Source organism: Microcystis aeruginosa NIES-4325, assembly GCF_008974145.1.
GTDB classification, from domain to species: Bacteria; Cyanobacteriota; Cyanobacteriia; order Cyanobacteriales; family Microcystaceae; genus Microcystis; species Microcystis aeruginosa_G.
The window spans coordinates 71,459-92,399 of the sequence record NZ_BJKP01000006.1; the positions used below are offsets into that span (position 1 = coordinate 71,459).

A 20,941-nucleotide genomic window follows, 5' to 3' on the forward strand; every position below is an offset into this window, starting at 1 on the left:
CCAGAAAGAACACCTCGATCAGTAACTGGGGTTTTCTGGGCAAAATTTCCGATCATGACAATTCGATGCTACAATAACGGACGGTTAATCAGTCCGAATTTGCAGTAAAAGTCTTTGAGTCAATCTGTAGATACCACTAACACCCTAGACACTCTAGCTCAAGAACTAGCCGCCATTCAGCAGACCGGTTCTAAGCGCGTCGCTTTATTGGGTTCCCGTCACGTTCCCATCACACACCAGCAATTGATCGAAATGATGGCCTATGCCCTTGTACTGGCGGGCAATCGGATTATGACCTCCGGGGCGACGGGAACCAATTCCGCCGTCATTAAGGGGGCAATGCGGGCAGATCCTAATCTGTTAACCGTGATCTTACCCCAAAGTCTTGATCGCCAACCCCTGGAATCCCAAGAACAACTTCAGCAGGTTATCCATCTGGTGGAATGTCCCGAAAATGACCATCTCTCCCTAGGGGAAGCCAGCAGCCTCTGTAATCGCGAGATTATCAATCGTTGTCAACAGTTAATCTGTTTTGCTTTCCACGACAGTCAAACCCTTTTGCAAACCTGCGCGGAAGCGGAAGATCAACGCAAGCTAGTTACCCTATTTTATTTTGACTAAATTCCGCAATGAATCTCTCCGTCAGTGCCATTCTTCTCTATTCGATCGTGGCTGCCGCTATCTCTGTCTATCTACCTTTTCTGCTGGTGGCTTACGCTAGGGCTAAGGTGGGTTACGATACCTCCGCTCCCCGGGCCATGTTCGACCAACTCCCAGACTACGCTAAACGAGCAACTTGGGCCCATCAAAATGGTTTTGAAACCTTTATGATCTATAGTGCCGCCGCTCTCATGGCCTACGTTACAGGAGTCTCCTCCTCTCTGGCTGCTAACTGTGCGATCGCTTTTGTGATCCTCCGGCTTCTATTTTCCCTTTTTTATATCACTAATATCCCGATCGCTCGTTCCCTGATGTTCGGCCTTAGTTCTCTGTGTACCTATACTCTCTTTGGCTTGAGTTTAATCAAGATTCAGTAGTTCGGGAGGGGCAAAAACCCCGATGGGAAATCGGGTTAGAAGTTGCCTAACCCGAACTAAGGTTAATTTTGTTACTGATAAACCGGTAATTTGGGATTATCCACTGATAACAAACCGGTTAAAAGTGAGGCGGGTTTTTGACTATAGGGCCAAGCAAAAGCATGGCGAAAAGCGGCATCTTGACAAGCTTGTAATTGTCGAAAATCGATCACGTCTAGGGTGAGTAAATTCTCGTACTCGAAGGGCAGCCGGACATTGTGTAAACCAGCATTGTCGGTACAGATAGCAATATCAACCCCCGCTTCAAAACAGCGATCGAAGACTATCTTTAATTGCGATAAACTCTCAAGGGTGCCAGTTTTTAAATAGGTGGTGGGACAGACTTCTAAACATTGACGACGACGGGCAACTTCCGGCAGCAGTTCTGGGTATTGTAGGGGAATTTGAATACCGTGACCAATTCTTTGCAGATAGGGCAGTAATTGGGGATAACAACCGTTCTTTGTTTCGTAAAGATGGCCGGTGGTATTTAACCCCTCTTCCCTGGCATAACTGTATAAACCAGCAAATTCCTCTAGTCGAGTTTGGTAGTAGGAATCACCCCCGGCAATATCGATCGCACAGACGTATTCTCTCATCCCTAGGGCCAGATCAACGATCGCTTTGTTGACTTCGTAGGGAAGTCGCGAGTGCATACAGAGAATTTGACTGGTAATAATCGGATATTCGCTCATTTTCGAGGCTTGACCGACGATCTCGACAATCGATCGCATTTGCTCGATTCGCTCTGTTTGGTTCAAATGTTCGTCGGTGCGATAGTAAGGAGTATAGCGCAATTCTAAATAGGCAAGATTCTCGAAGATGTAAGCACCGCGAATCAGACGATAGATAAAATAGGGCAAAGTTTGGGCGGTTTGAACACTTTCCACCAGGGTATGTAATTCTAAATACTCATCTAAACTATTGCGTTCGCGGGTGTAAAATTCCTCAAAAGCGGGGTATTCCGGGAATTTGGCCGCTAAATCCCGCTCATGTCTGTGAAAGTAGCGCCAGAGAATTCTCGGTACTACCGATCCCCCTAAATGCCGATGCAAATCCGCGTATAAAGCCACAACTCCGCTGCTCCTTAGTCTCTCAAATATTCCTTAAATATAACGAAGTTTTACAATTGTTTGACAATCATTCCCAAATAGTATCAGTACCTATTCAGTGAACAGTGTGGGAAATGGGGAAATGGGGAAATGGGGAAATGGGGAAATGGGGCAGCTGTCTCATCACCCTATCACCCGTTCGGACCTCGGCGTGAGACTTCGGCATGAGACTTCGGCGTGAGCTTTTGTCGAACGCTGAGCTCACGGCCGAAGCCCAAAACCCTATCACCCTATCTCCTGATGACCGACTTCTGATAACTGCTCACTGGTAACCAATAACTGATCACTGATTTGATACCATGGAGGAAAACCTATAGAGGGTGAAGCGGTATGAGTGGCCACAAAGATTCTTCTTCCATGCGCTATTTCTGGGCAGGATTAAAACCCTTTGCCCGACCTTTATTTTGGCTACCGTTAGGAATGTTTTCCTTGGCTCTAATGGCTTTCTGGGTATATCAACAGAATCCTCAATGGTTGGGTTCGGGATCAAATACCCCAAGAATGTCCTTAGAGGAACGGGAAATCCTGTCTGACCAGATTACCGATGCTCCTCCCCCCATTGCTCTACCACTGCCGGCCATTTCTGTCGATAATAATACCGCTCGCCAGAAGAAACCTTCCTCGACGGGGACTTTTGATCCTTTAAACAATAATCCCAATAACAACCAAGAACCCTCTTTATTCACCCCGTTGATGCCGCAGACTAAGCCAAATCCAGTACCGAAGGCTAGTAAAAGTCTGCAACCGATTCAAGTGCAACCGATCAGTGGCGACAATAGCAATTATCCTTTACAAAGGGAAATCGAAAATCGCTCGCGGACTGCTAACTCGAATAATTCTCCTAATCTCAACCCTGGTGGCAACCTGAATCAAGTCAACCCCCAGGGAAATTATTCCCCTTATCAACAAAATGTTCCGCCCCTACCCTCCCAGAATAATGCCAACCCTAACCCAGTCCTTGGCTCTAGCAACCAATCTCCCGTATATCAACCCCCCGTATATCAGGCCCCCATCTACGGCAATCAACCTAACGTCACTGGTTATCCCAATCAGGGAATGCCGCCTAACAATAATGGCAACCCCAATCAAGTTCCTCCTCAAACTACTAACCGAGGTTTCTCCATCCAACAACCCATTAATGCCCAGCCTTCTGGCTACTAGAGGGACTTTGAGCTTGCAGGAAGTCTAATAAAATCGGATTAACTATTTCTGGGGCTTCATCCTGGGGACAGTGGCCTAAACCGGCTAAGGGGATAAACTGTTTTACTGTCGGGAATCGTGCTAATTCTTGGCCTAAGGGCAAGGGTTCCCAGGGATCCTCGCTACCCCAAAGCAGAATCGCTGGACAGGGGAGAATCGGCAGCAGGTCTTCTGGGAGTGGGCCGCCAGAATAACCGGTAAAAGCGAGAAAAACCTCGATCGCTCCCGTATCTCTGGCGGGTTTTAAGATTATTTCCACTAATTCCTCCGTTACCGCTTCCGAGCGCCGATAAGCTTGCAGGAGAATTTTACGCACTGTCTGGGGTTTAGCGATCTGTTGGAAGAAAAAAGCCCCAATTGCTTTATTTTTAAGAATTATTTGGGCAATATCTGCGCCTAAACGACGATACCAGGGTAATTTCCCCCGTTTTCTTTCGTGCAGTAGTCTGAGGGAACAATTGATCGCCGCCACCCCAAGGACAAAATCGGGATGATCGACGGCAGCCTGCATAATGGCCACGCAACCGATGGAATTACCCACCAAAAAAGCGGGCCCCCCCACCACTTCCCGACAAAAATCGGCAATTTGCGCCCCCCAAGTCTCGAAAGTGTAATCGATCTGGTTTTTTGGTTCGGGTTTGTCGGAACCGCCAAAACCAATTAAATCTAGGGCAAAACAGCGACATTTTTCGCCTAAAACGGGGATATTTTTCCGCCAATGCCCCCAAGATGCCCCAAATCCATGTACAAGCACGATCGCTGGCCCTGTCTCCCCCGCACTCTGATAGGTGATTTTGAATCCCCGCCAATGCCAAATTTTTGGTTGTGTCTCTAATCCTAGAATTTGCTGCATACTTTTGTTTACCTGTAAAGTATTTGTTGCTTTTCTTAATATATACCGTCAGGTTAAGTGACGGCTAGGAGAGGGGAAGGACTGTATAACGAGTCACTACATCTCAGAAAAAACCCCTTACAATAGAGACAAAAATGATCGGAGATCAATGGGGGTGAACGTCATGTTAGTGATTTTAACCGACGAACACATTCTCGATCCGGGTTCTGTCTGTCAGGGCTGTCTTTTAGCCAACCAGCAGGGGCAACCCCGATGGCGAGAGGGTAAACTAGGCTGTGGTCACTCCTTGGGCAAAGGGGGCAGCCAACAGCCCAATCTCTACGAGTGTCAGATGGGCTTTACAATTGCTAATATTGAAGGCTAATCTGACTGGCCAAAAGCTCAACTTAGAGTTGAGTTAGGGGGATTTTCTTAGCACTCGGAGGAGAGAATCGCCAATTCAGCTTAGATACAATGACAATAATGGCTGAGGGTTTCGTAGCATTGATCGTAGGCTTTTTGGGCTTGGGTTAAAACAGCGTCGGAAATTTCTATATCTAATTTTCTGGCTTGTTTAATAATTTTACCCGCTCTGATATTCTCGGAAGAATCGCCAATACCACGGCTGCCAGTGGTTTTTAAAACTCGATATTCTTCAGAAAATCCCGTTTTAGTATCGAGATGACTCTGTAAACTATCAAAGACCAATTGGCTTTGGTTTAATAGCTGAGCGTGGGTGATAAATAAACTCTTTTCTTTGCTGTTAATTAAGCGAGCATAACTTTCTAGGGTGGCTAAACGACCGGTATAATAATCCAGGGCGTGCTGCTCATTTTGATGGGGTTTAATATCTAGAATACTCGCTAAAGTGCGCCGGGGTTCTCGTAGTAAAAATATGGTCTTAACCGCATCAGATTGCAAAAAACTCTGATCTAAAAACTTCTGATCGTGAAGAACTTTATCTAAAATATATTTATGATTCATGTTTAAATCTTTCAAACGCCAGTAGAGTTTAAACATTAAAGCTTTAAAATCCTGTTCACTCTCATAAACCAGATGAGTTTCGCCAAAACCGATAATTTCAGGATTAGAATTGAGGATATGAGTCAATAAAGACGAACCCGATCGCATATGGCTAAGGATAAATAAAACCTGATAGGGTTGGGGACGAAAGAGGATTTTATAGGGGTCTTTAGGTGTGTCAATGCGTACCTGAAAATACTTATAAGTTAAACGATGGGTTAAACCCTGCCAAGATTTGGGTAGGCGATCGAGGGCTATAGTCATAGGTTAATAAGGAATTCTGTCAACTTGTCGCTAAGATTCCCCTATAATGTATCCCATTTAAGACCCAAACAAAAGTGAGGTTTATACAAAATGGGATTACCAAGTTGTTCGCTCTGGTTTTTTACAGCGCGAACCGATGTCTGGTTTATGATGAACACTATTCCCCATCTAGTCAAAATGAGTCAGTTTCCCTTCCAGGAAAAGGTACTCGCTATTGACACAGCCCCTTTAAGCGGGGAAAAGGTTAATCGCCCCGGACTGGGTACAATGGAGGAATTAAGAGCCTGTGGTGAAAAATTACTTAAAGATGGCATAATCGATCGCCTAGTGGATTTTAACTACGATCCCAGCTATCGTCAGCGTATCTATCAAAAGCATTTCGGCAGTCCCCTCCGTTCCACCCATAACTACAAAGGTTATCCGATTTTCGGCTCGATCTTCAAAATCGAGGAATGTCGCAGCGATTATATGGTTCATTATGACAGTGACATGATGCTCTACCAAGAACCGGATTACAGTTGGATCTGCGAAGGGATCGAGTTAATGGAAACCCATCCAGAAATGATGTTTGTGCGTCCTTTGTCTGGTCCGCCGCGGCCTGATGGTACGATTGATTCTTCCCATCCTTGCACGAAAAATCCCGACGGATTCTATCAATTTAAATTTTTTGGTAGTCGTGCCTATCTACTTAATTGTCGTCGCTATGATCGCCTTTTACCGATGACCCCCCTCTGGCGCTCTTATAAAAATACCTTTCTCGATCATTTACCCGATGGTTTAAAAGCTTGGGGCAATATTTTGACTGGGAAAGGAAAACTTGATTCTTGGGAAATTATGGTTTCTCGCTCCCTAGAACAAAGCAACTACTATCGCGCCACTCTCACCAATCCTAAAGGTTGGACTCTGCACCCCAACGAGCGCTCTGCCGCTTTTAGGCAAGCTTGGCCTAGTATTATCGAAAAGATCGAAACGGGTATTTACCCACCCCAACAAGCTGGTTATTATGACCTGATCCCCGAATTATGGTACTAAGAAAGGGTTAGTTCTCTAGATTTAAGGTGAGGCGGTACTTAGAGATTGTTTATCAAGCGATCGCCGCTTAGATTTCATAGTACCTGTGCAGAAATACGGACAATCAGCAATTATCAGGGACTCTGAAATTGGTACAAAAATATGAACAATTGCCTGTAAGCATCTCGCAGTTAGCCTAATGCGCGCCGAAATAACGCCCAATTTTAGCCGAGAGTTTCCCCTGAAAAATCCCCAACTTAGTAGATTGACAAAAATGAGATTCACCCAATCAAATTTATCTTAAAAAAATTAAAACTGGGAACTTATCGAGAGCTAGATGAAGCTTGCTCCGAGTCTTTTCAGCCTTCGTAATTGGTTCGCACCATCTTGCTTTTTTACCTCATCTATAGGAAAAACGCTGTACATCTACGAAATGTTCTAGGGTAAGGTTGAGGGTATGTGATATAATTTATTCTTGCTTTTACCTACATATTTAAGTAATTTTGTCAAGAAAATGAGCGAATTAAAATCCCAAATCACTGCTATTGATTATCAACTTTCCAAACGTCCGATCGCTCTCGATCCCGCCGGATATTTTATTATTTATCTAGACCGAGAAGCCGGGTTAATCTGTGCCAAACATTACAGCAATATTATCAACGAAAAAGGTTTAGCCGTCGATCCAGAAACGGGAAAAGTTATCGGTGTTAGGCAAAAACTTGATCGCAATCCTGAGACTATTTACACCGCCAGGACTGCCAAAGAATTAGCCGTCCAAGTGATCGAAGAAACCCAACCTTGTCCGATTACTATGTTCGATCATGCTGCTTATTTAGGTCGAGAATTCACCCGCGCTGAATACGCTTTAATCACCGGAGAAGAATATATTCAGGATTAAAAATTGGGCTTTTCAGTAAACAGTAATCAGTAATCAGGGATAAAGATGAAGATAAATAACTTAAAACTTACATCTGATAACTGATAACTGTTAAATCGTGCCTTTAAATAAACCTTGGGGACGGAATAATAACAGCAAGATCATAATTAATAAAGCCACGGCTAATTTATAGTTGGAACCAATTAAGGGAACACTAATTTCTTGAGCAACACCAATAATTAAAGCCCCAGCAATCGCTCCGTAGGGATTACCAATACCACCTAAAATAACGGCGGCAAACATTGGTAAGATTAAAAACCAGCCCATATTGGGACGTACTCCCCCGGTAATTAACCCGAACATACCTCCGGCTAAAGCAGTTAAAACTCCCGTAATTATCCATGTCCAGAAAACAACCCATTCGACGTTAATTCCGGTTACTCTAGCTAAATCGGTGCTGTCAGATACGGCGCGCATCGCCTTACCGATCTTAGTTTTTTGCAATAACAAATGGAGGGCAATAATAACTATAATTGCCAAACCAATAACTAACAAGCGATCAAAAGCTACTTTAATCCCAAAAATTTCTGTAGCGGGCATCACAGGCAGATCGTAGCGTTGATTACTGCCGCCCCAGATCATTAAAATACCATTGCGAAGAAATAAAGCCAAACCGATCGAAATAATAATTAAAGTGGTAGAATCAGCCCGTCGATCGCGCATAGGTTTCCATAATAATCTCTCGGCAACGAGCATAGCAATAGCTGTCACCGCTGCCCCCACCAGCATCGCTAACCAGAGATTAATCCCTTGTGCATTTACCACCCAAGTTATGTAAGCACCCAAAGTCATAAAATCGCCGTGGGCAAAATTAGACAGACGCAAAATGCCACAGGTAAGGGTTAACCCGACAGCAGCCAGAGCAATAATACTACCGACGGCTAAACCATTGAATAAAAGTTGTGGTGTATCCATCAAACCTCTTGTATAAATCAAAAATTGTCCTTAGAAATAGAAGTCAGGAGAGAGAAAATTAATTAACTTTTGTCTTTTACTTCATTTAGCTGAAATCTGACAGCCCGTTGCTTAAATATTTTTGTTTAGACCAAATTACACGGCAGTATAAGCTCAGACAGCTATTATAAAGGTTTGTGTGCCAGCAATTTCTCGCGGCCGGCGAAAAGCTGACGGCCGATGGCTTACTGCTATAAAATCAAGAATGCCCACTGATGGAATTTTCCGCCAATGAAGACTATCTTTCGATTAGCGATCGCTTTTTTTGCCCTACTACTTATCCTATCTCCTGTCAATGCCTTAGCTGCCAGTTCTGCTGCTGTCACAGGAGCCAATGCCAGTTATGAAAACCAGAATCTGACAGGAAAGGATTTTTCGGGACAAAATTTGCAATCTGCCCAATTTACTAACGTTAATCTGCAAGATTCTAACTTTAGCTCTGCCGATTTGCGCGGGGCAGTGTTTAACGGAGCCTCTATCATCGAAGGCAACTTTCATGGAGCGGACTTAACTAATGGGTTAGCCTATCTGAGTACCTTTAAAAATTCCGATTTAAGCGATGCCATTTTTGCCGAAGCAATTATGCTGCGCACCATTTTCGATGGGGTAAATATCAACGGTGCTGATTTTAGTTTTGCCGTACTTGACGCTGAACAAATCAAAAATCTCTGTGAAAGAGCCGAGGGTGTCAACTCAAAAACCGGCGTCTCTACTCCAGAATCTTTAGGATGTGATCAATGATGCAAACAAGGGTTGGTGTTATTGGTGGTGGACAATTAGCATGGATGATGGCACAGGAAGCCAAGAAATTAGGCATTTCTCTAATTGTACAAACACCACACCCCGACGATCCCGCCGTTGCTTTAGCTGACGGGGTTGTCTTTGCGGAAATAGCTGACGTGGAAGGCACAAAAAAACTAGCTCAACATTGTGATCTGATTACTTTTGAAAATGAGTTTGTTAATTTAGATGCCCTAGAAGAATTAGCGGCCACAGGAGTTAAATTCTATCCTAGTTTGGCAAATCTGCGCCCCCTATTGGATAAATACCAGCAAAGATGTTATTTACGCTCTCTAGGGTTGCCTGTGCCTGATTTTTGGGCGATAGATAATTTATCCCAACTAGAAAATTATCCTTTTCCGCTAGTGCTCAAAGCGCGACGACATGGTTATGATGGTCAAGGAACCTTTATTATCCGCACTCCTGAAGAATTAAACGCCAAAAAGCCGCAATTAGAGCGTCTTGACTTGATGTTAGAAGCTTATATTCCCTACGAGCGAGAATTAGCCATCGTTGCTGGTAGGGGATTAACTGGGGAAATCGTCACTTATCCCGTGGTGGAAACCCATCAAGAGGAGCAAGTCTGTCACTGGGTAATCGCTCCCGCCGCTCTTAACCAATCTTTACACACTCAAACCGAACCTATCGCCTCTCATCTGTTAAGTAGTTTGTCGGCGGTGGGTGTTTTCGGGATTGAGTTATTTGTCACTGCCCAGGGAGAGGTATTGATTAATGAAATCGCTCCCCGTACCCATAATTCCGGTCATTACAGCCTTTCTGCCTGTCTTACTTCCCAATTTGCCCTACAACTGCAAGCAGTGGCTAATTTGCCCCTTGGAGCCACGGACTTAAAATCTGCCGGGGCAGTTATGGTTAATCTATTGGGTTTTGAGGATAGTGACGGTGATTATGCCGAAAAAAGAGCAATTTTAGCGGCCATCCCAGACGCTTGCGTTTTTTGGTACGGTAAAAAATCCCGTCCCGGTCGAAAATTAGGCCATGTCACCCTCTTAAGGGATACAAGCGCTCGCTCTGAGTTATTAGCCCTAGCAAAGCAGATAGAAAAGCTTTGGTATGGTTGTTAGGGAAGTGGGAAGTATTTTCAGTGAACAGTAAACAGTAATCAGTGAACTGATAATTGATAAAAATGTTAACTGAAAACTCAGATATGAAAACTCACATCTGATAACTGATAACTAGCAACAAACTTTTTCAGTCAACCCTAATTAAAAGACCTTTTTGATTGCCTCGGCCAGTTTTTGACTAATTAACTCGTTACCGTCTCGGCTAAGATGAATATTATCGATATAGAGGGAATCAGGATTAGGATGGGCTTGAAAAATGGGCAAAAAATCTAGATAAAAAATCTGCTGGTTGCTGGTGAAATCCGCTAGTCTTTGACGGGCTTTTAATTCATAATCTCGCCCCTGTTTTTGAGTTTCGCGAATGAGGGGGGTAATAGCGATAATTAAACGGGCTTGATTAGCCAGAGCAATGGCTTGAATTTGGGCAAGAGCGGTTAAATTATTGCCGACTCGATCGCCTCCTTCTTGCACCGGTGGTAGGGGAGGATAGCGCTTAAAATATCGATCGTACAATTCGATTAAAGCTAAAGCCGGCTGGCGAGAGGGATAATTAATTTCTCGTCCCACCACCGCCGAACTAGGAGCTAAAGCGAACAGATCATCGGTGTTCATTAATAACACGATCACCTGGGATTCAAAGGTGCCGAAACGTCGCAGATAGGCCGATTGATTGCGCGGTCCCCAAGAATTAGCCGAAGCATTGAGAACTTCCACCGAACCCCTCGGATTCTGTCCTAAATTTTTGGCGATTAAAGCAGAAATGGTCTCTTTTTGATCTGTCCACCAGGAACCATTAGCGATCGAATCACCGATTAACATTATTCTCGTCGTCTCCGGAGGCCGTTGGGGTGTAATCGGATCGCTCCGCATCGAATACTGATTAACGGCGATAAAATTGGAAAACCGGCGCGTTTGTTGATTAGGAGCCAAAAGATAGCCAATTTCGGCATCAGCTTTGTAAATAAGCGGATTACCGAACCCGAAGACAATTCTTAAAATAGCCTCAAGGAGAAGGCCAAGAACGAAAAGAACGCCTAGAATGATTAAAGACAGCCGAATGATACCAATTTCTAATAACACGGATAGATGAGAGTTAGCTAATTTATGATCCTAAAGAAGTGTCTCATACTTTCTACATCCATCTCATGAAAAGGAGTTAAAAGCAATGTCAGACTTAAATCGTGGCATCATGAAATTTGAGGGAGCCGATAAACCGGCAGTAGTGGCGATATCGTCGATTATCGTTATCGGTAGTATTATTGCTCTGATTCTTTGGGCAATGAAAGTCGCCTACACCTAGTTAACTAGAATAATTTCGCTCACTTTTGGCATCACTCGGTTTAAGTTTCTTGCCATCACGATCTCACCTCTTGTCCCCTTGAGCCTGTAGGATAGGGTCAAGGGAGAAATTGCTAGTTCCCTCTATTGCGCTTGCTAGTCACACTCGACTCGAAACAGATCATCGATGAGCAGATCAACTTCTGTTTTAACAGAACTGTTGCAGTTACTCCCCCAATTGCGATCGCAGATGTACTTCAAAGCATCCCTGACCGCGTTATCCCACGCCATGGAGGATCAGGTTTTAGCGGAAGACGATCAACCGTTAGTGATTGCCAGTTTTCAGCGTGAGCGCTTTTATCGTCAAGAAGCCCATCGCTATCGACGCATTGCCCAAAAAAGCGGGCAAGTTTACGTTTTATCCGCCCCAGAAACCGATTTTAAACATAGTTCCGAAATTTACGAGACGATCGCTTTTCACCCGCAGGACAGTTTAGCCCAAGAATGGCATCTAGTGGTTATCGGCCGCCATTATGCTAGTTGTTTGATCTGTCGGGAGCGAACCCATCTAGTAGCCGAAGGGGAAAATAGGGCAGCTATGGATAATAATCGCCGTTTTGAGGGGATTTGGACGAGCGATCGCCATCTGAGTCAACAGGCCGCCCAAATTCTTTTCAATCATATTCTCGATTATCGTCCCGAACTAGCCGACAAAATTAGGCGCGCTCAAGAAGAATACCTGGTCTGTGAACTGACGGACAGGGATCATCAAGAGGAACCAGATCCCTTTGTCCAGCGATTGGTCACTTATTTGCAAGCGGGACAGTATAAACTGCTGAAAGCCAATCGCTCCTTGGCATCGAAAGAACACAAGGAAAGACTAATCAACTCGGTGACAGCAGCGATCCGTCGTTCCCTCGATCCGGAAGATATCCTCCAAGTGGCAGTGCAGAAATTGGGACAGGGATTGGGAGTCTGTCGCTGTGTGGTCTATCGTTGTAAGGAAGCCGATATTAACGCCACTATCGAACACGAATTTTTAAACCCTGGCATTACTTCCATCAAAGGACAAAAATGGCCCCTGAAAAATAATCCTCTTTTTCAGGAAGTGCTGGAATTGAGAGAATCCCTAAAAATTGAAGACGCTATTCACGATCCCCGTCTTCCCGGGAATTCCATTCAAAATCTGGTGCGGGAATGTTCCATCTATTCTTGGTTATTAGTACCGATTTTTTACCAAAGTCGTCTCTTGGGAATGTTGGAACTGCATCACTGTGGACCCTATACCACCACTTGGAAGAGCGAGGATGTCGCCCTTGTGGACGCGGTAGCCACTCAAATCGGAGTCGCTCTCATTCAAGCCGAAGCCTACGCTAATTTACAGGATTTAAATGAACAATTAGCCGCTCTCGATCGCACTCGTTCTAATTTAGTCGCCATTACCGGCCACGAATTACGCACCCCCCTGTCCACCATTCAAGTCTGTCTAGAAAGTTTGGCCTCGGAACCGGATATGCCGGCGGAAATGCGCCAAATTATGCTTGATACTGCCCTGAAAGATGCGGAACGAATGCGTAAATTAATCCAAGATTTTTTAACTCTTTCCAGGTTAGAAAGTGGCCGGGTTAATTGGAATCCCGAAGCTTTATCCTTATCGGAATGTGTGGAATTAGCCATCAGTCACGTTCACTCCCGCAATCTCGACAACGAAAACCCCAAAATTAGCAATCTTGTCCCCCCTAATCTGCCCTTTGTTTTAGCCGATGGCGAGTGGTTAGTGGAATTACTCTCCAAACTTCTCGATAATGCCTGTAAGTTTACCGGACGGGAGGGAAATGTCTCGATCGAAGTCGCTTTGGGAAAATCAAAAACTCTAGAAGTAACCATTTCTGACACCGGACGCGGGATCGAACCCAATCGTTTAAAACAGGTTTTTGATCGCTTTTACCAAGAGGAGGGGGCTCTGCGACGCAGTGCCGGGGGAACTGGGTTAGGACTGGCTATCTGTCGTCAGATCGTTAATGGTTGGGGTGGCGAAATTTGGGCAGAATCCCGGGGCAAAAATCACGGCAGTCAGTTTCATTTTACTATTCCAATATTTAAAGATAAAACTAACGACAATCCCCAAAATACTGCTCCGAAAAAATCCTCCCGTCGTCCGGCCAGTAAACGTAAATAGCGGCTGGTTGCCCGTTTAGTTTTGGCTCTTTACTCGTGACTTCCTATTCCTTTTCTTCATCAAAAACTAAACAAAAAAGCATTAAAAAAGAAGCATCCAATCCCCAGGATATATAATAAACTTAAAAGAGTAATCAATTAGTCGTTTTTAGGTGAAAAAATTATGGGACGCGCCAAGAGAGTGGTTTTAGCTTATTCCGGAGGAGTCGATACTTCCGTTTGTATTCCCTATCTCAAACAGGAATGGGGAGTAGAAGAAGTGATTACCCTAGCCGCCGATTTAGGACAGGGAGACGAATTAGGACCAATTCAAGAAAAAGCCCTGCGCTGCGGAGCGATCGAATCCTTAGTAGTCAATGCTCAAGAAGAATTCGTCAAAGAATACGCTTTTCCCTCAATTCAAGCTAATGCTCTCTACGAAAATCGTTATCCCCTTTCTACCGCCCTGGCTCGTCCTTTAATCGCTAAATTATTAGTAGAGGCCGCCGAGAAATACGGGGCCGATGCCGTCGCCCACGGTTGCACTGGCAAAGGTAATGATCAAGTGCGTTTTGATGTGGGCATTATGGCCCTTAATCCTAGTTTAAAAGTTCTCGCTCCCGCCCGGGAATGGGGCATGAGCCGGGAAGAAACCATCGCCTACGGGGAAAAATTCGGGATCGAGTCTCCTGTGAAAAAATCCTCGCCTTTTAGTATCGATCGTAACCTGTTGGGCCGCAGTATTGAAGCAGGTCCCCTGGAAGATCCGATGACGGAACCCCCGGAAGAAATCTATCTCATGACCAAAGCGATCGCCGATACTCCTAACGAGCCGGAATACGTCGATATTGGTTTTAATCAGGGAATTCCTGTCAGTTTAAACGGAGAAAATCTCGCTCCCGTCACGCTAATTAGTCAATTAAATGACCTAGTGGGTAAACACGGTGTTGGTCGGTTAGATATGATCGAAAACCGGGTAGTGGGAATTAAATCGCGAGAAATTTACGAGGCCCCAGCTTTATTAGTTTTAATTGATGCTCACCGGGACTTAGAAAGTTTGACTTTAACTGGAGATGTTACCCAATATAAACGGGGAATTGAAGAGACCTACGGACAGTTAATTTATAAAGGATTGTGGTACAGTCCCTTAAAGGAAGCGATCGATGCTTTTATCATCAAAACCCAAGAACAGGTAACGGGATCGGTTCGAGTCAAACTGTTTAAAGGTAACGCTAAAGTGGTCGGTCGTCAGTCAGCCAATTCTATCTATTCTCCCGATTTAGCTACCTACGGGGCCGAGGATCAATTTGATCATAAAGCTGCCGAAGGTTTCATCTATGTTTGGGGATTACCCAGCAAAGTTTGGGCCGAAAAAACTAGAGGGAAGTAATCAACAATCCTCCCCTAAGTAAGTGGGTGTTAATTCAGATCCTCTCAAGGTAGGGTTAATTCATGAATTAACCCTACCTTGGGGGAAGTGGGGAAGCTGACAGGTGTAGGTACAAACAGACGCAGTTAAAAAACAATTGGCGCGGGGTGGTGATCTATCCGAATCGAAGGGTGGAAAGGGAGAATATAGAGCGATATAGAGAGCTATTACAAGAAACAAGAGTACAAAGGATTTATCTCGAGGAATTAGCTGATATTCCACCAGATTCGCTCGGATTAGCGACGCTAGAGTTAGTAAGCTTACCCGAAGCGCAAGTGATCAACCAAGTTCGGGAGTTAATCGTGCGGGTGAGGGAAACGGGGGTAGAAAATCGCCCACAGGAACTTTTAGAATTAATAGAGACGATTTTGATTTACAAGTTGCCGCGGATTAATCGAAAGGAGATAGAAGCTATGTTTAGTTTAAGCGAGTTAAGACAGACGCGTGTGTTTCAGGAGGCCCTAGAGGAAGGTCGCCAAGAAGGTCGCCAAGAAGGTCGCCAAGAAGGTCGTCAAGAAGGTCGCCAAGAAGGTCGCCAAGAAGGGGAAATCATCGGAAAATTAGCTTCTGTTCCCTTATTATTGCGAGCGGGGGTTAATCCCCAAGAAATCGCCGCTTCTCTGGGATTATCTCTCGAACAGGTCTTAGAAGTGGCTCGGTCACGCGAAGCGTGCGCGAAGCGTTCGCTGGAAGATAGCGATCGCTAGGGTATTTTCAGAAGTTCGATTGCCGATTTCCCCTTTCAGGACGAGTATGAACCCCGAAAGGGACGACTTTCGGCAGTAGAGATATAATATCCTTATCTTCCTTTCCCCCTTTCTCCGATGCTATCCTTACTAAAAAAGCTCTGGAATTGGCTAAAATCGCTCTTTATTGCCAGTCCGAAGGCAATTAACCCCAAAGAAGTCAAAAATACTCCTCCAGAACCCAGCGATGGAGAATATGAAGGGATATTGATGGGGTTATTCGAGCAGGTGGCGGCGGGAACCACTACCGACGGGTTACGGGAATGGCTATACAGTCGCCATTGTGACGATAAAAAGCTGGCGCGGTGGTTAGGGGTCAAAAGCGAGGAATGGCTACAGTATCCAGAAGATTATCAAACTTTAGGGCGGGATCTGGCGGCTTTAGGCAAGGTGATGACGGGAAATCTGGGGGAAGTATCCCAACGGATTAGCCTCCAGTTACGCGACGCGGTGAGGGATGTTTCCAGTGTGGAGGAGGAAAATCTAGACTCAAAGGAGACGGATTTAACGGAAGTCCAAAAATTCTATCAACTTTTGAATCAAGGGAAAACTTCGACAACTCAGGGACTATCCACCGCTAATAATACCCCGATTGTTCAGGATGCCGAATTCTGGTTTGAGCAAGGAACCCAGAAATACATGAATGGGGATTTTATCGGCGCGATCGCCTCCTGCGACAAAGCTTTAGAAATTAAACCCGATCAGCATGAAGCTTGGTACAATCGAGGGATTGCGTTAGGTAATTTAGGCAGATTTGAAGAAGCGATCGCATCTTACGATCGAGCTTTAGAATTTAAACCCGATGACCATGAAGCTTGGAGCAAACGAGGGAATGCGTTAGGTAATTTAGGCAGATTGGCAGAAGCGCTCGCATCTTACGATCAAGCTTTAGCCATTAAACCCGATTTCCATCTAGCTTGGTATAACCGAGGGGTTGCGTTAGGTAATTTAGGCAGATGGGCAGAAGCGCTCGCATCTTACGATCAAGCTTTAGAAATTCAACCCGATTACCATGAAGCTTGGGGCAATCGAGGGAATGCGTTAGGTAATTTAGGCAGATGGGCAGAAGCGATCGCATCCTACGATCAAGCTTTAGCCATTAAACCCGATTTCCATGAAGCTTGGAACAACCGAGGGAATGCGTTAGCTAATTCAGGCAGATGGGCAGAAGAGATCGCATCTTACGACAAAGCTTTAGAAATTCAACCCGATTTCCATCTAGCTTGGTACAACCGAGGGTTTGCGTTAGCTAATCTAGGCAGATTTGCAGAAGCGATCGCATCCTTTGATCGAGCTTTAGAAATTCAACCCGATTTACATCCAGCTTGGTATAACCGAGGGTTTGCGTTAGCTAATCTAGGCAGATTAGCAGAAGCGATCGCATCCTTGGATCAAGCTTTAGCCATTAAACCCGATAACCATCTAGCTTGGTACAACCGAGGGATTGCGTTAGCTAATTTAGGCAGATGGGCAGAAGCGATCGCATCCTTTGATCGAGCTTTAGAATTTAAACCCGATTTCCATGAAGCTTGGTACGAGCGAGGGAATGCGTTAAGGAATTTAGGCAGATTATAAGAAGCGATCGCATCCTTTGATCGAGCGGTAGCCATTAAATCCGATGACCATCAAGCTTAGTCTGACCGAGGGTGGGCGATTTGTTCTCTGGGTAAAATAGGGCTAGATCAGCTAACAGAATATAGCGATCCTTACTATTGGGCAGCCTATACCCTGACTGGACAGGACTAATACCATTTTTCTTTATTCTTGGCAGGTATCTTACCCCCCCTTGCCCCTAGGGTTGATTCATAGTAGGGTTGATTCATGAATCAACCCTACTACCCTTAATAAGGGGGGTGCTGATGATTTTTAACACCTACCTACTTAAAACTACATTCCCATAATTTCGTAACCGGAATCTACATAAATAATCTGACCGGTAATACCACTAGAAAGATCACTGGCTAAAAAAGCGGCCGTATTTCCCACTTCAATTTGTGTCACCGTGCGATGTAAAGGAGCGATTTCTTCCACATGATGGATCATATCAAGAATTCCCCCCACGGCCGAAGATGCTAAGGTGCGAATTGGACCGGCGGAAATACCATTAACTCGGATCTTTTGACCACCTAATTCGGCGGCTAAATAGCGAACACTCATTTCTAAACCGGCCTTTGCCACCCCCATTAAATTATAGTTAGGAATTACCTTGACACCACCGAGATAGGTAAGAGTGATAATACTTCCCCCTTCCGTCATCAAAGGTTTAGCCGATCGAGCTAGACGGGTTAGGGAAAAAGTGCTAATATCTAGGGATTTAGTGAAAGCTTCCCGAGGGATGGCGGTAAAATCGCCCGTTAAACCCTCTTTATCGGCAAAAGCGAGACAGTGAATCAAAATATCCAGTTTGCCCCATTTTTCCGCCACTGTAGCGAAAGTATCTTCTACCTGTTGGTCATTTTGGACATCGCAGGGGACATAAAAAGCGGGATTAAGTTCATCGGCCAATTCTCGCACTTTTTTCTCAAAACGGCCCTTTTCGTCGGGGAGATAGGTGACACCGATATTTGCACCAGCTTGATGGAGTTGTTGGGCAATTCCCCAAGCGATCGAGCGATTATTGGCAATTCCCGTCACTAGGGCGTTTTTTCCCGTTAAATCTAACATAGTTCTCGTTTCTCTTACAAAAATCTCCCCAATAGCCGACCCCAGCGAGATTCGGTATAATAGGGATACAGATAAAGGGGCAGCAATGATCACCCCTCCCCCATTGTCTGGCAAAAAGCGCCCAAAACTTTTCCCAGTTTAGGGAGCGGTTATGTTTAATAGAGGTGACACTCGTTAGATAATAAAAACAATTTTCCCCTTTTTTGGATGTGAGATGGACTTATCATTAATACAAGATAAACCCCTAGCAGATGTGTTCCGTCGAATCGGCAGCGGCAATTTCCCCCCGGTGGTGGAGTTGTTCGAGCGTGGCAAAACGATCTTTTTCCCTGGAGATCCCGCCGAAAGAGTCTATTTTTTGCTGAAAGGAGCCGTTAAGTTGTCGCGAGTCTATGAAGCGGGAGAAGAAATTACCGTGGCTCTACTGCGGGAAAATAGCGTCTTTGGTGTGCTATCCTTACTTACCGGTCAGCGATCGGATCGTTTTTATCATGCCGTGGCTTTTACTCCGGTAGAATTACTCTCGGCCCCGATCGATCAGGTAGAAAGATCCCTCCGCAATAATCCCGATTTATCAATGTTGATGTTGCAGGGGTTGTCCTCGCGGATTCTGCAAACGGAAATGATGATCGAAACCTTGGCTCACCGGGATATGGGTTCACGTTTGGTCAGTTTTTTATTGATTCTCTGTCGTGATTTTGGGGTTCCCACCACCGATGGCATCCGGGTGGATCTAAAATTGTCTCACCAAGCGATCGCAGAGGCGATCGGTTCTACCCGCGTCACTGTCACCCGTTTATTGGGAGAGCTGCGGGATCAGGAAATGGTCTCAATTTACAAGAAGAAAATTACCGTCCATAATCCCGTCGCTCTCAGTCAACAATTCACTTAAATTCTGGATGACTAGCGCTTATATTTTAGTTTTGGCCATCGTGGTTTTAGGTGGTCTGATAGCGGTGGTTGGCGATCGCATAGGGAGCCGTATCGGTAAGAAAAGGATGCGTTTATTTAATCTGCGTCCGAAACAAACCGCAACTTTGATGACGATTGTAACGGGAATTTTTATCGCCGGTTCGACTTTAATTGTCTTGTTTGCTTCTAGTAAATCCCTGCGTCAAGGGGTTTTTGAACTAGATCGTCTTTTAAATGAACGTCGTGCTGCTATTAAGGATTTGGAAAGTCAGGTGAGAAAAACCACCGAACAGAAAAATCAGGTGGAAAAGGCTTTAAAAACGGCTAAAAGTGAACAGATAGCTGTGCAGAAACGTCTAGAGGTTCTTAACAAAAATTATCAAGCTTCGCGTCAACGTTTGCGATTAGTTTCGGGACAGTTGGAAAAGTTTCGGAAGGAAGTGGCTAATTTAAATAATGAACGATTTATTTTAACTAATCAAAAGGCAGAGTTAACCAGTCAACGGGATCAATTGTTCCAACAAAAATCAATTCTTTCTAGTCAGATCAATCAACTACAAACCACCGTTAAAGTTAGAGATAAAGAGTTAGCTAATCAACAAAAGTTATTAACAACCAGACAAGCGCGACTTCAACAGTTGGAAACCGAACAAAAAACCCTACAGCTAGAAATTGATCGCCGGGATCAACGTATTGGAGAACTCGATCGATCGATCGTCGATAAAAATTTGGCTTTGGAACAGCGCGAGGGAAAATTAAAAGATTTAGAAACCCAAATGGCTTTTCTTAAGCGGGAAGTGGAAGTTTTAGAACAATACTATCAAACCTATCAAGAATTGCGGGAAAAACAAATCGCTATTTTCCGGGGACAGGTGTTATCTTTTGGTGCTTTTCGTATTGTTGATCCCCAAGCTATTGTCACCGTTATCGATAAATTATTGCGAGAAGCGAATATAAATGCTATCCGCGCCACCCAACCGAATCAGCCTAATTTTGACCAACGTTTAGTTAAGATCACAAAAGCACAGGTAGAACAGTTAAGTCAACAATTACAGGACGGTAAAGAATATGTGGTGAGAATCCTTTCAGCAGGTAATTATGTCTTAGGAGAAACCGAGATTCGTGTCTTTGCTGATGTGGTTCCCAATCAAAGAGTTTTTGAGGAAAAACAGGTAATCGCTGCCGTTTCTATTGATCCGCAAAATATGACAGAAGAAGACCTACAAAAGCGCTTAGATTTACTCTTAGCTTCGGCTCAATTTCGCGCTAGAAGTGCGGGAGTTTTAGGGGCAATTCAAGTGGAAGATGGTTTATTAACTACGGTAGTTAACTTTATTGGTCAAGTCAAAAAGTCGGGTAATTCTATCGAGACACTTGAGGCCATTGCTGCTAGTAAAACCAATACATCCGGACCTTTAACTTTGCGTTTAGTGGCGGTAAAAGATGGTAAAATTATTTTCAGTACGTCCTCTTAAAAGATA

General features: G+C 44.6%; 20 protein-coding genes and 1 pseudogene. 15 read left to right on the top strand and 6 right to left on the bottom strand.

Going from position 1 to position 20,941, the window contains the following annotated elements:
- Nucleotides 1-114 precede the first annotated feature (114 nt).
- Both MiAbW_RS04995 and MiAbW_RS05000 read left to right on the top strand, forming a co-directional pair.
- Complete coding sequence (locus tag MiAbW_RS04995) at nucleotides 115-621, top strand: hypothetical protein (RefSeq protein WP_002741066.1); 507 nt, start codon at nucleotides 115-117, stop codon at nucleotides 619-621.
- Between the two features lie 8 nt (nucleotides 622-629).
- Nucleotides 630-1,037, top strand: a complete 408-nt coding sequence (locus tag MiAbW_RS05000) for an MAPEG family protein (protein WP_151695180.1) — start codon at nucleotides 630-632, stop codon at nucleotides 1,035-1,037.
- A gap of 71 nt (nucleotides 1,038-1,108) precedes the next feature.
- On the opposite strand, the gene MiAbW_RS05005 is transcribed toward MiAbW_RS05000, so the two are convergent.
- Nucleotides 1,109-2,149, bottom strand: a complete 1,041-nt coding sequence (locus tag MiAbW_RS05005; RefSeq protein ID WP_151695181.1) for an adenosine deaminase — start codon at nucleotides 2,147-2,149, stop codon at nucleotides 1,109-1,111.
- Between the two features lie 369 nt (nucleotides 2,150-2,518).
- On the opposite strand from MiAbW_RS05005, the gene MiAbW_RS05010 reads away from it, so the two are divergent.
- Complete coding sequence (locus MiAbW_RS05010; RefSeq protein ID WP_151695182.1) at nucleotides 2,519-3,349, top strand: hypothetical protein; 831 nt, start codon at nucleotides 2,519-2,521, stop codon at nucleotides 3,347-3,349.
- Here the strand turns inward: MiAbW_RS05010 and MiAbW_RS05015 are convergent.
- Nucleotides 3,324-4,241 (bottom strand): alpha/beta fold hydrolase, encoded by a 918-nt coding sequence (locus MiAbW_RS05015; RefSeq protein WP_151695183.1) that lies wholly within the window; start codon nucleotides 4,239-4,241, stop codon nucleotides 3,324-3,326. The two genes, MiAbW_RS05010 and MiAbW_RS05015, sit on opposite strands and share 26 nt — an antisense overlap.
- A 163-nt stretch (nucleotides 4,242-4,404) precedes the next feature.
- Here MiAbW_RS05015 and MiAbW_RS05020 point away from each other — a divergent pair, with 163 nt between their 5' ends.
- A complete protein-coding gene (locus tag MiAbW_RS05020) occupies nucleotides 4,405-4,605 on the top strand; it encodes a hypothetical protein (protein ID WP_002769558.1) in 201 nt (66 codons plus the stop codon).
- Between the two features lie 80 nt (nucleotides 4,606-4,685).
- On the opposite strand, the gene MiAbW_RS05025 is transcribed toward MiAbW_RS05020, so the two are convergent.
- On the bottom strand, nucleotides 4,686-5,507 hold the full coding sequence (locus MiAbW_RS05025; protein WP_151695184.1) for a sulfotransferase family protein: 822 nt from the start codon (nucleotides 5,505-5,507) through the stop codon (nucleotides 4,686-4,688).
- Nucleotides 5,508-5,597: 90 nt separating this feature from the next.
- Between MiAbW_RS05025 and MiAbW_RS05030 the strand changes: the two genes are divergently transcribed.
- Both MiAbW_RS05030 and MiAbW_RS05035 read left to right on the top strand, forming a co-directional pair.
- On the top strand, nucleotides 5,598-6,539 hold the full coding sequence (locus tag MiAbW_RS05030) for a hypothetical protein (RefSeq protein ID WP_151695185.1): 942 nt from the start codon (nucleotides 5,598-5,600) through the stop codon (nucleotides 6,537-6,539).
- A gap of 493 nt (nucleotides 6,540-7,032) precedes the next feature.
- Nucleotides 7,033-7,416 carry a DUF4346 domain-containing protein gene (locus MiAbW_RS05035; RefSeq protein WP_151695186.1) on the top strand — a complete coding sequence of 128 codons (384 nt, stop codon included), beginning with the start codon at nucleotides 7,033-7,035 and terminating at the stop codon, nucleotides 7,414-7,416.
- Nucleotides 7,417-7,506: 90 nt separating this feature from the next.
- On the opposite strand, the gene MiAbW_RS05040 is transcribed toward MiAbW_RS05035, so the two are convergent.
- Nucleotides 7,507-8,370 carry a branched-chain amino acid ABC transporter permease gene (locus MiAbW_RS05040; RefSeq protein ID WP_151695239.1) on the bottom strand — a complete coding sequence of 288 codons (864 nt, stop codon included), beginning with the start codon at nucleotides 8,368-8,370 and terminating at the stop codon, nucleotides 7,507-7,509.
- A gap of 270 nt (nucleotides 8,371-8,640) precedes the next feature.
- Here MiAbW_RS05040 and MiAbW_RS05045 point away from each other — a divergent pair, with 270 nt between their 5' ends.
- Nucleotides 8,641-9,150: a pentapeptide repeat-containing protein gene (locus MiAbW_RS05045; protein WP_151695187.1), complete on the top strand. Its 510-nt coding sequence runs from the start codon at nucleotides 8,641-8,643 to the stop codon at nucleotides 9,148-9,150.
- Nucleotides 9,147-10,274, top strand: coding sequence for a 5-(carboxyamino)imidazole ribonucleotide synthase (locus MiAbW_RS05050; protein ID WP_151695188.1), 1,128 nt, complete (start codon nucleotides 9,147-9,149; stop codon nucleotides 10,272-10,274). Before MiAbW_RS05045 ends, MiAbW_RS05050 begins: the two co-directional genes overlap by 4 nt.
- A 141-nt stretch (nucleotides 10,275-10,415) precedes the next feature.
- On the opposite strand, the gene MiAbW_RS05055 is transcribed toward MiAbW_RS05050, so the two are convergent.
- Complete coding sequence (locus MiAbW_RS05055; RefSeq protein WP_151695189.1) at nucleotides 10,416-11,354, bottom strand: SGNH/GDSL hydrolase family protein; 939 nt, start codon at nucleotides 11,352-11,354, stop codon at nucleotides 10,416-10,418.
- An 85-nt stretch (nucleotides 11,355-11,439) separates the two neighbouring features.
- Here MiAbW_RS05055 and MiAbW_RS20415 point away from each other — a divergent pair, with 85 nt between their 5' ends.
- The 5 genes and pseudogenes from MiAbW_RS20415 (at nucleotide 11,440) to MiAbW_RS05075 (ending at nucleotide 17,459) form a co-directional block, all read left to right on the top strand.
- Complete coding sequence (locus MiAbW_RS20415; protein WP_008197421.1) at nucleotides 11,440-11,574, top strand: hypothetical protein; 135 nt, start codon at nucleotides 11,440-11,442, stop codon at nucleotides 11,572-11,574.
- A gap of 165 nt (nucleotides 11,575-11,739) precedes the next feature.
- Nucleotides 11,740-13,731 carry a DICT sensory domain-containing protein gene (locus MiAbW_RS05060; protein ID WP_151695190.1) on the top strand — a complete coding sequence of 664 codons (1,992 nt, stop codon included), beginning with the start codon at nucleotides 11,740-11,742 and terminating at the stop codon, nucleotides 13,729-13,731.
- A 162-nt stretch (nucleotides 13,732-13,893) separates the two neighbouring features.
- A complete protein-coding gene (locus MiAbW_RS05065; protein ID WP_151695191.1) occupies nucleotides 13,894-15,099 on the top strand; it encodes an argininosuccinate synthase in 1,206 nt (401 codons plus the stop codon).
- A gap of 113 nt (nucleotides 15,100-15,212) precedes the next feature.
- Nucleotides 15,213-15,845, top strand: a pseudogene (locus MiAbW_RS05070) (Rpn family recombination-promoting nuclease/putative transposase); the annotation flags it as partial.
- A gap of 117 nt (nucleotides 15,846-15,962) precedes the next feature.
- Nucleotides 15,963-17,459, top strand: a complete 1,497-nt coding sequence (locus tag MiAbW_RS05075) for a tetratricopeptide repeat protein (RefSeq protein ID WP_238707195.1) — start codon at nucleotides 15,963-15,965, stop codon at nucleotides 17,457-17,459.
- A gap of 312 nt (nucleotides 17,460-17,771) precedes the next feature.
- On the opposite strand, the gene fabI is transcribed toward MiAbW_RS05075, so the two are convergent.
- The gene (gene fabI / locus MiAbW_RS05080) at nucleotides 17,772-18,548 is read right to left on the bottom strand and encodes an enoyl-ACP reductase FabI (RefSeq protein ID WP_002740281.1); all 777 of its coding nucleotides are present in this window, start codon (nucleotides 18,546-18,548) and stop codon (nucleotides 17,772-17,774) included.
- Nucleotides 18,549-18,762: 214 nt separating this feature from the next.
- Between fabI and ntcA the strand changes: the two genes are divergently transcribed.
- Both ntcA and MiAbW_RS05090 read left to right on the top strand, forming a co-directional pair.
- Complete coding sequence (gene ntcA, locus MiAbW_RS05085) at nucleotides 18,763-19,440, top strand: global nitrogen regulator NtcA (RefSeq protein ID WP_002793163.1); 678 nt, start codon at nucleotides 18,763-18,765, stop codon at nucleotides 19,438-19,440.
- A 7-nt stretch (nucleotides 19,441-19,447) separates the two neighbouring features.
- Nucleotides 19,448-20,935: a DUF3084 domain-containing protein gene (locus tag MiAbW_RS05090; protein WP_151695192.1), complete on the top strand. Its 1,488-nt coding sequence runs from the start codon at nucleotides 19,448-19,450 to the stop codon at nucleotides 20,933-20,935.
- Nucleotides 20,936-20,941 lie beyond the last annotated feature (6 nt).

Bases quoted from the DNA above. Each gene is read 5' to 3' on its own strand.
- MiAbW_RS05000 (WP_151695180.1), top strand. From the start codon at position 630: ATGAATCTCTCCGTCAGTGCCATTCTTCTCTATTCGATCGTGGCTGCC.
- MiAbW_RS05010 (WP_151695182.1), top strand. From the start codon at position 2,519: ATGAGTGGCCACAAAGATTCTTCTTCCATGCGCTATTTCTGGGCAGGA.
- MiAbW_RS05015 (WP_151695183.1), bottom strand. From the start codon at position 4,241: ATGCAGCAAATTCTAGGATTAGAGACACAACCAAAAATTTGGCATTGG.
- MiAbW_RS05020 (WP_002769558.1), top strand. From the start codon at position 4,405: ATGTTAGTGATTTTAACCGACGAACACATTCTCGATCCGGGTTCTGTC.
- MiAbW_RS05025 (WP_151695184.1), bottom strand. From the start codon at position 5,507: ATGACTATAGCCCTCGATCGCCTACCCAAATCTTGGCAGGGTTTAACC.
- MiAbW_RS05030 (WP_151695185.1), top strand. From the start codon at position 5,598: ATGGGATTACCAAGTTGTTCGCTCTGGTTTTTTACAGCGCGAACCGAT.
- MiAbW_RS05035 (WP_151695186.1), top strand. From the start codon at position 7,033: ATGAGCGAATTAAAATCCCAAATCACTGCTATTGATTATCAACTTTCC.
- MiAbW_RS05040 (WP_151695239.1), bottom strand. From the start codon at position 8,370: ATGGATACACCACAACTTTTATTCAATGGTTTAGCCGTCGGTAGTATT.
- MiAbW_RS05045 (WP_151695187.1), top strand. From the start codon at position 8,641: ATGAAGACTATCTTTCGATTAGCGATCGCTTTTTTTGCCCTACTACTT.
- MiAbW_RS05050 (WP_151695188.1), top strand. From the start codon at position 9,147: ATGATGCAAACAAGGGTTGGTGTTATTGGTGGTGGACAATTAGCATGG.
- MiAbW_RS20415 (WP_008197421.1), top strand. From the start codon at position 11,440: ATGTCAGACTTAAATCGTGGCATCATGAAATTTGAGGGAGCCGATAAA.
- MiAbW_RS05060 (WP_151695190.1), top strand. From the start codon at position 11,740: ATGAGCAGATCAACTTCTGTTTTAACAGAACTGTTGCAGTTACTCCCC.
- MiAbW_RS05065 (WP_151695191.1), top strand. From the start codon at position 13,894: ATGGGACGCGCCAAGAGAGTGGTTTTAGCTTATTCCGGAGGAGTCGAT.
- MiAbW_RS05075 (WP_238707195.1), top strand. From the start codon at position 15,963: ATGCTATCCTTACTAAAAAAGCTCTGGAATTGGCTAAAATCGCTCTTT.
- fabI (WP_002740281.1), bottom strand. From the start codon at position 18,548: ATGTTAGATTTAACGGGAAAAAACGCCCTAGTGACGGGAATTGCCAAT.
- ntcA (WP_002793163.1), top strand. From the start codon at position 18,763: ATGGACTTATCATTAATACAAGATAAACCCCTAGCAGATGTGTTCCGT.
- MiAbW_RS05090 (WP_151695192.1), top strand. From the start codon at position 19,448: ATGACTAGCGCTTATATTTTAGTTTTGGCCATCGTGGTTTTAGGTGGT.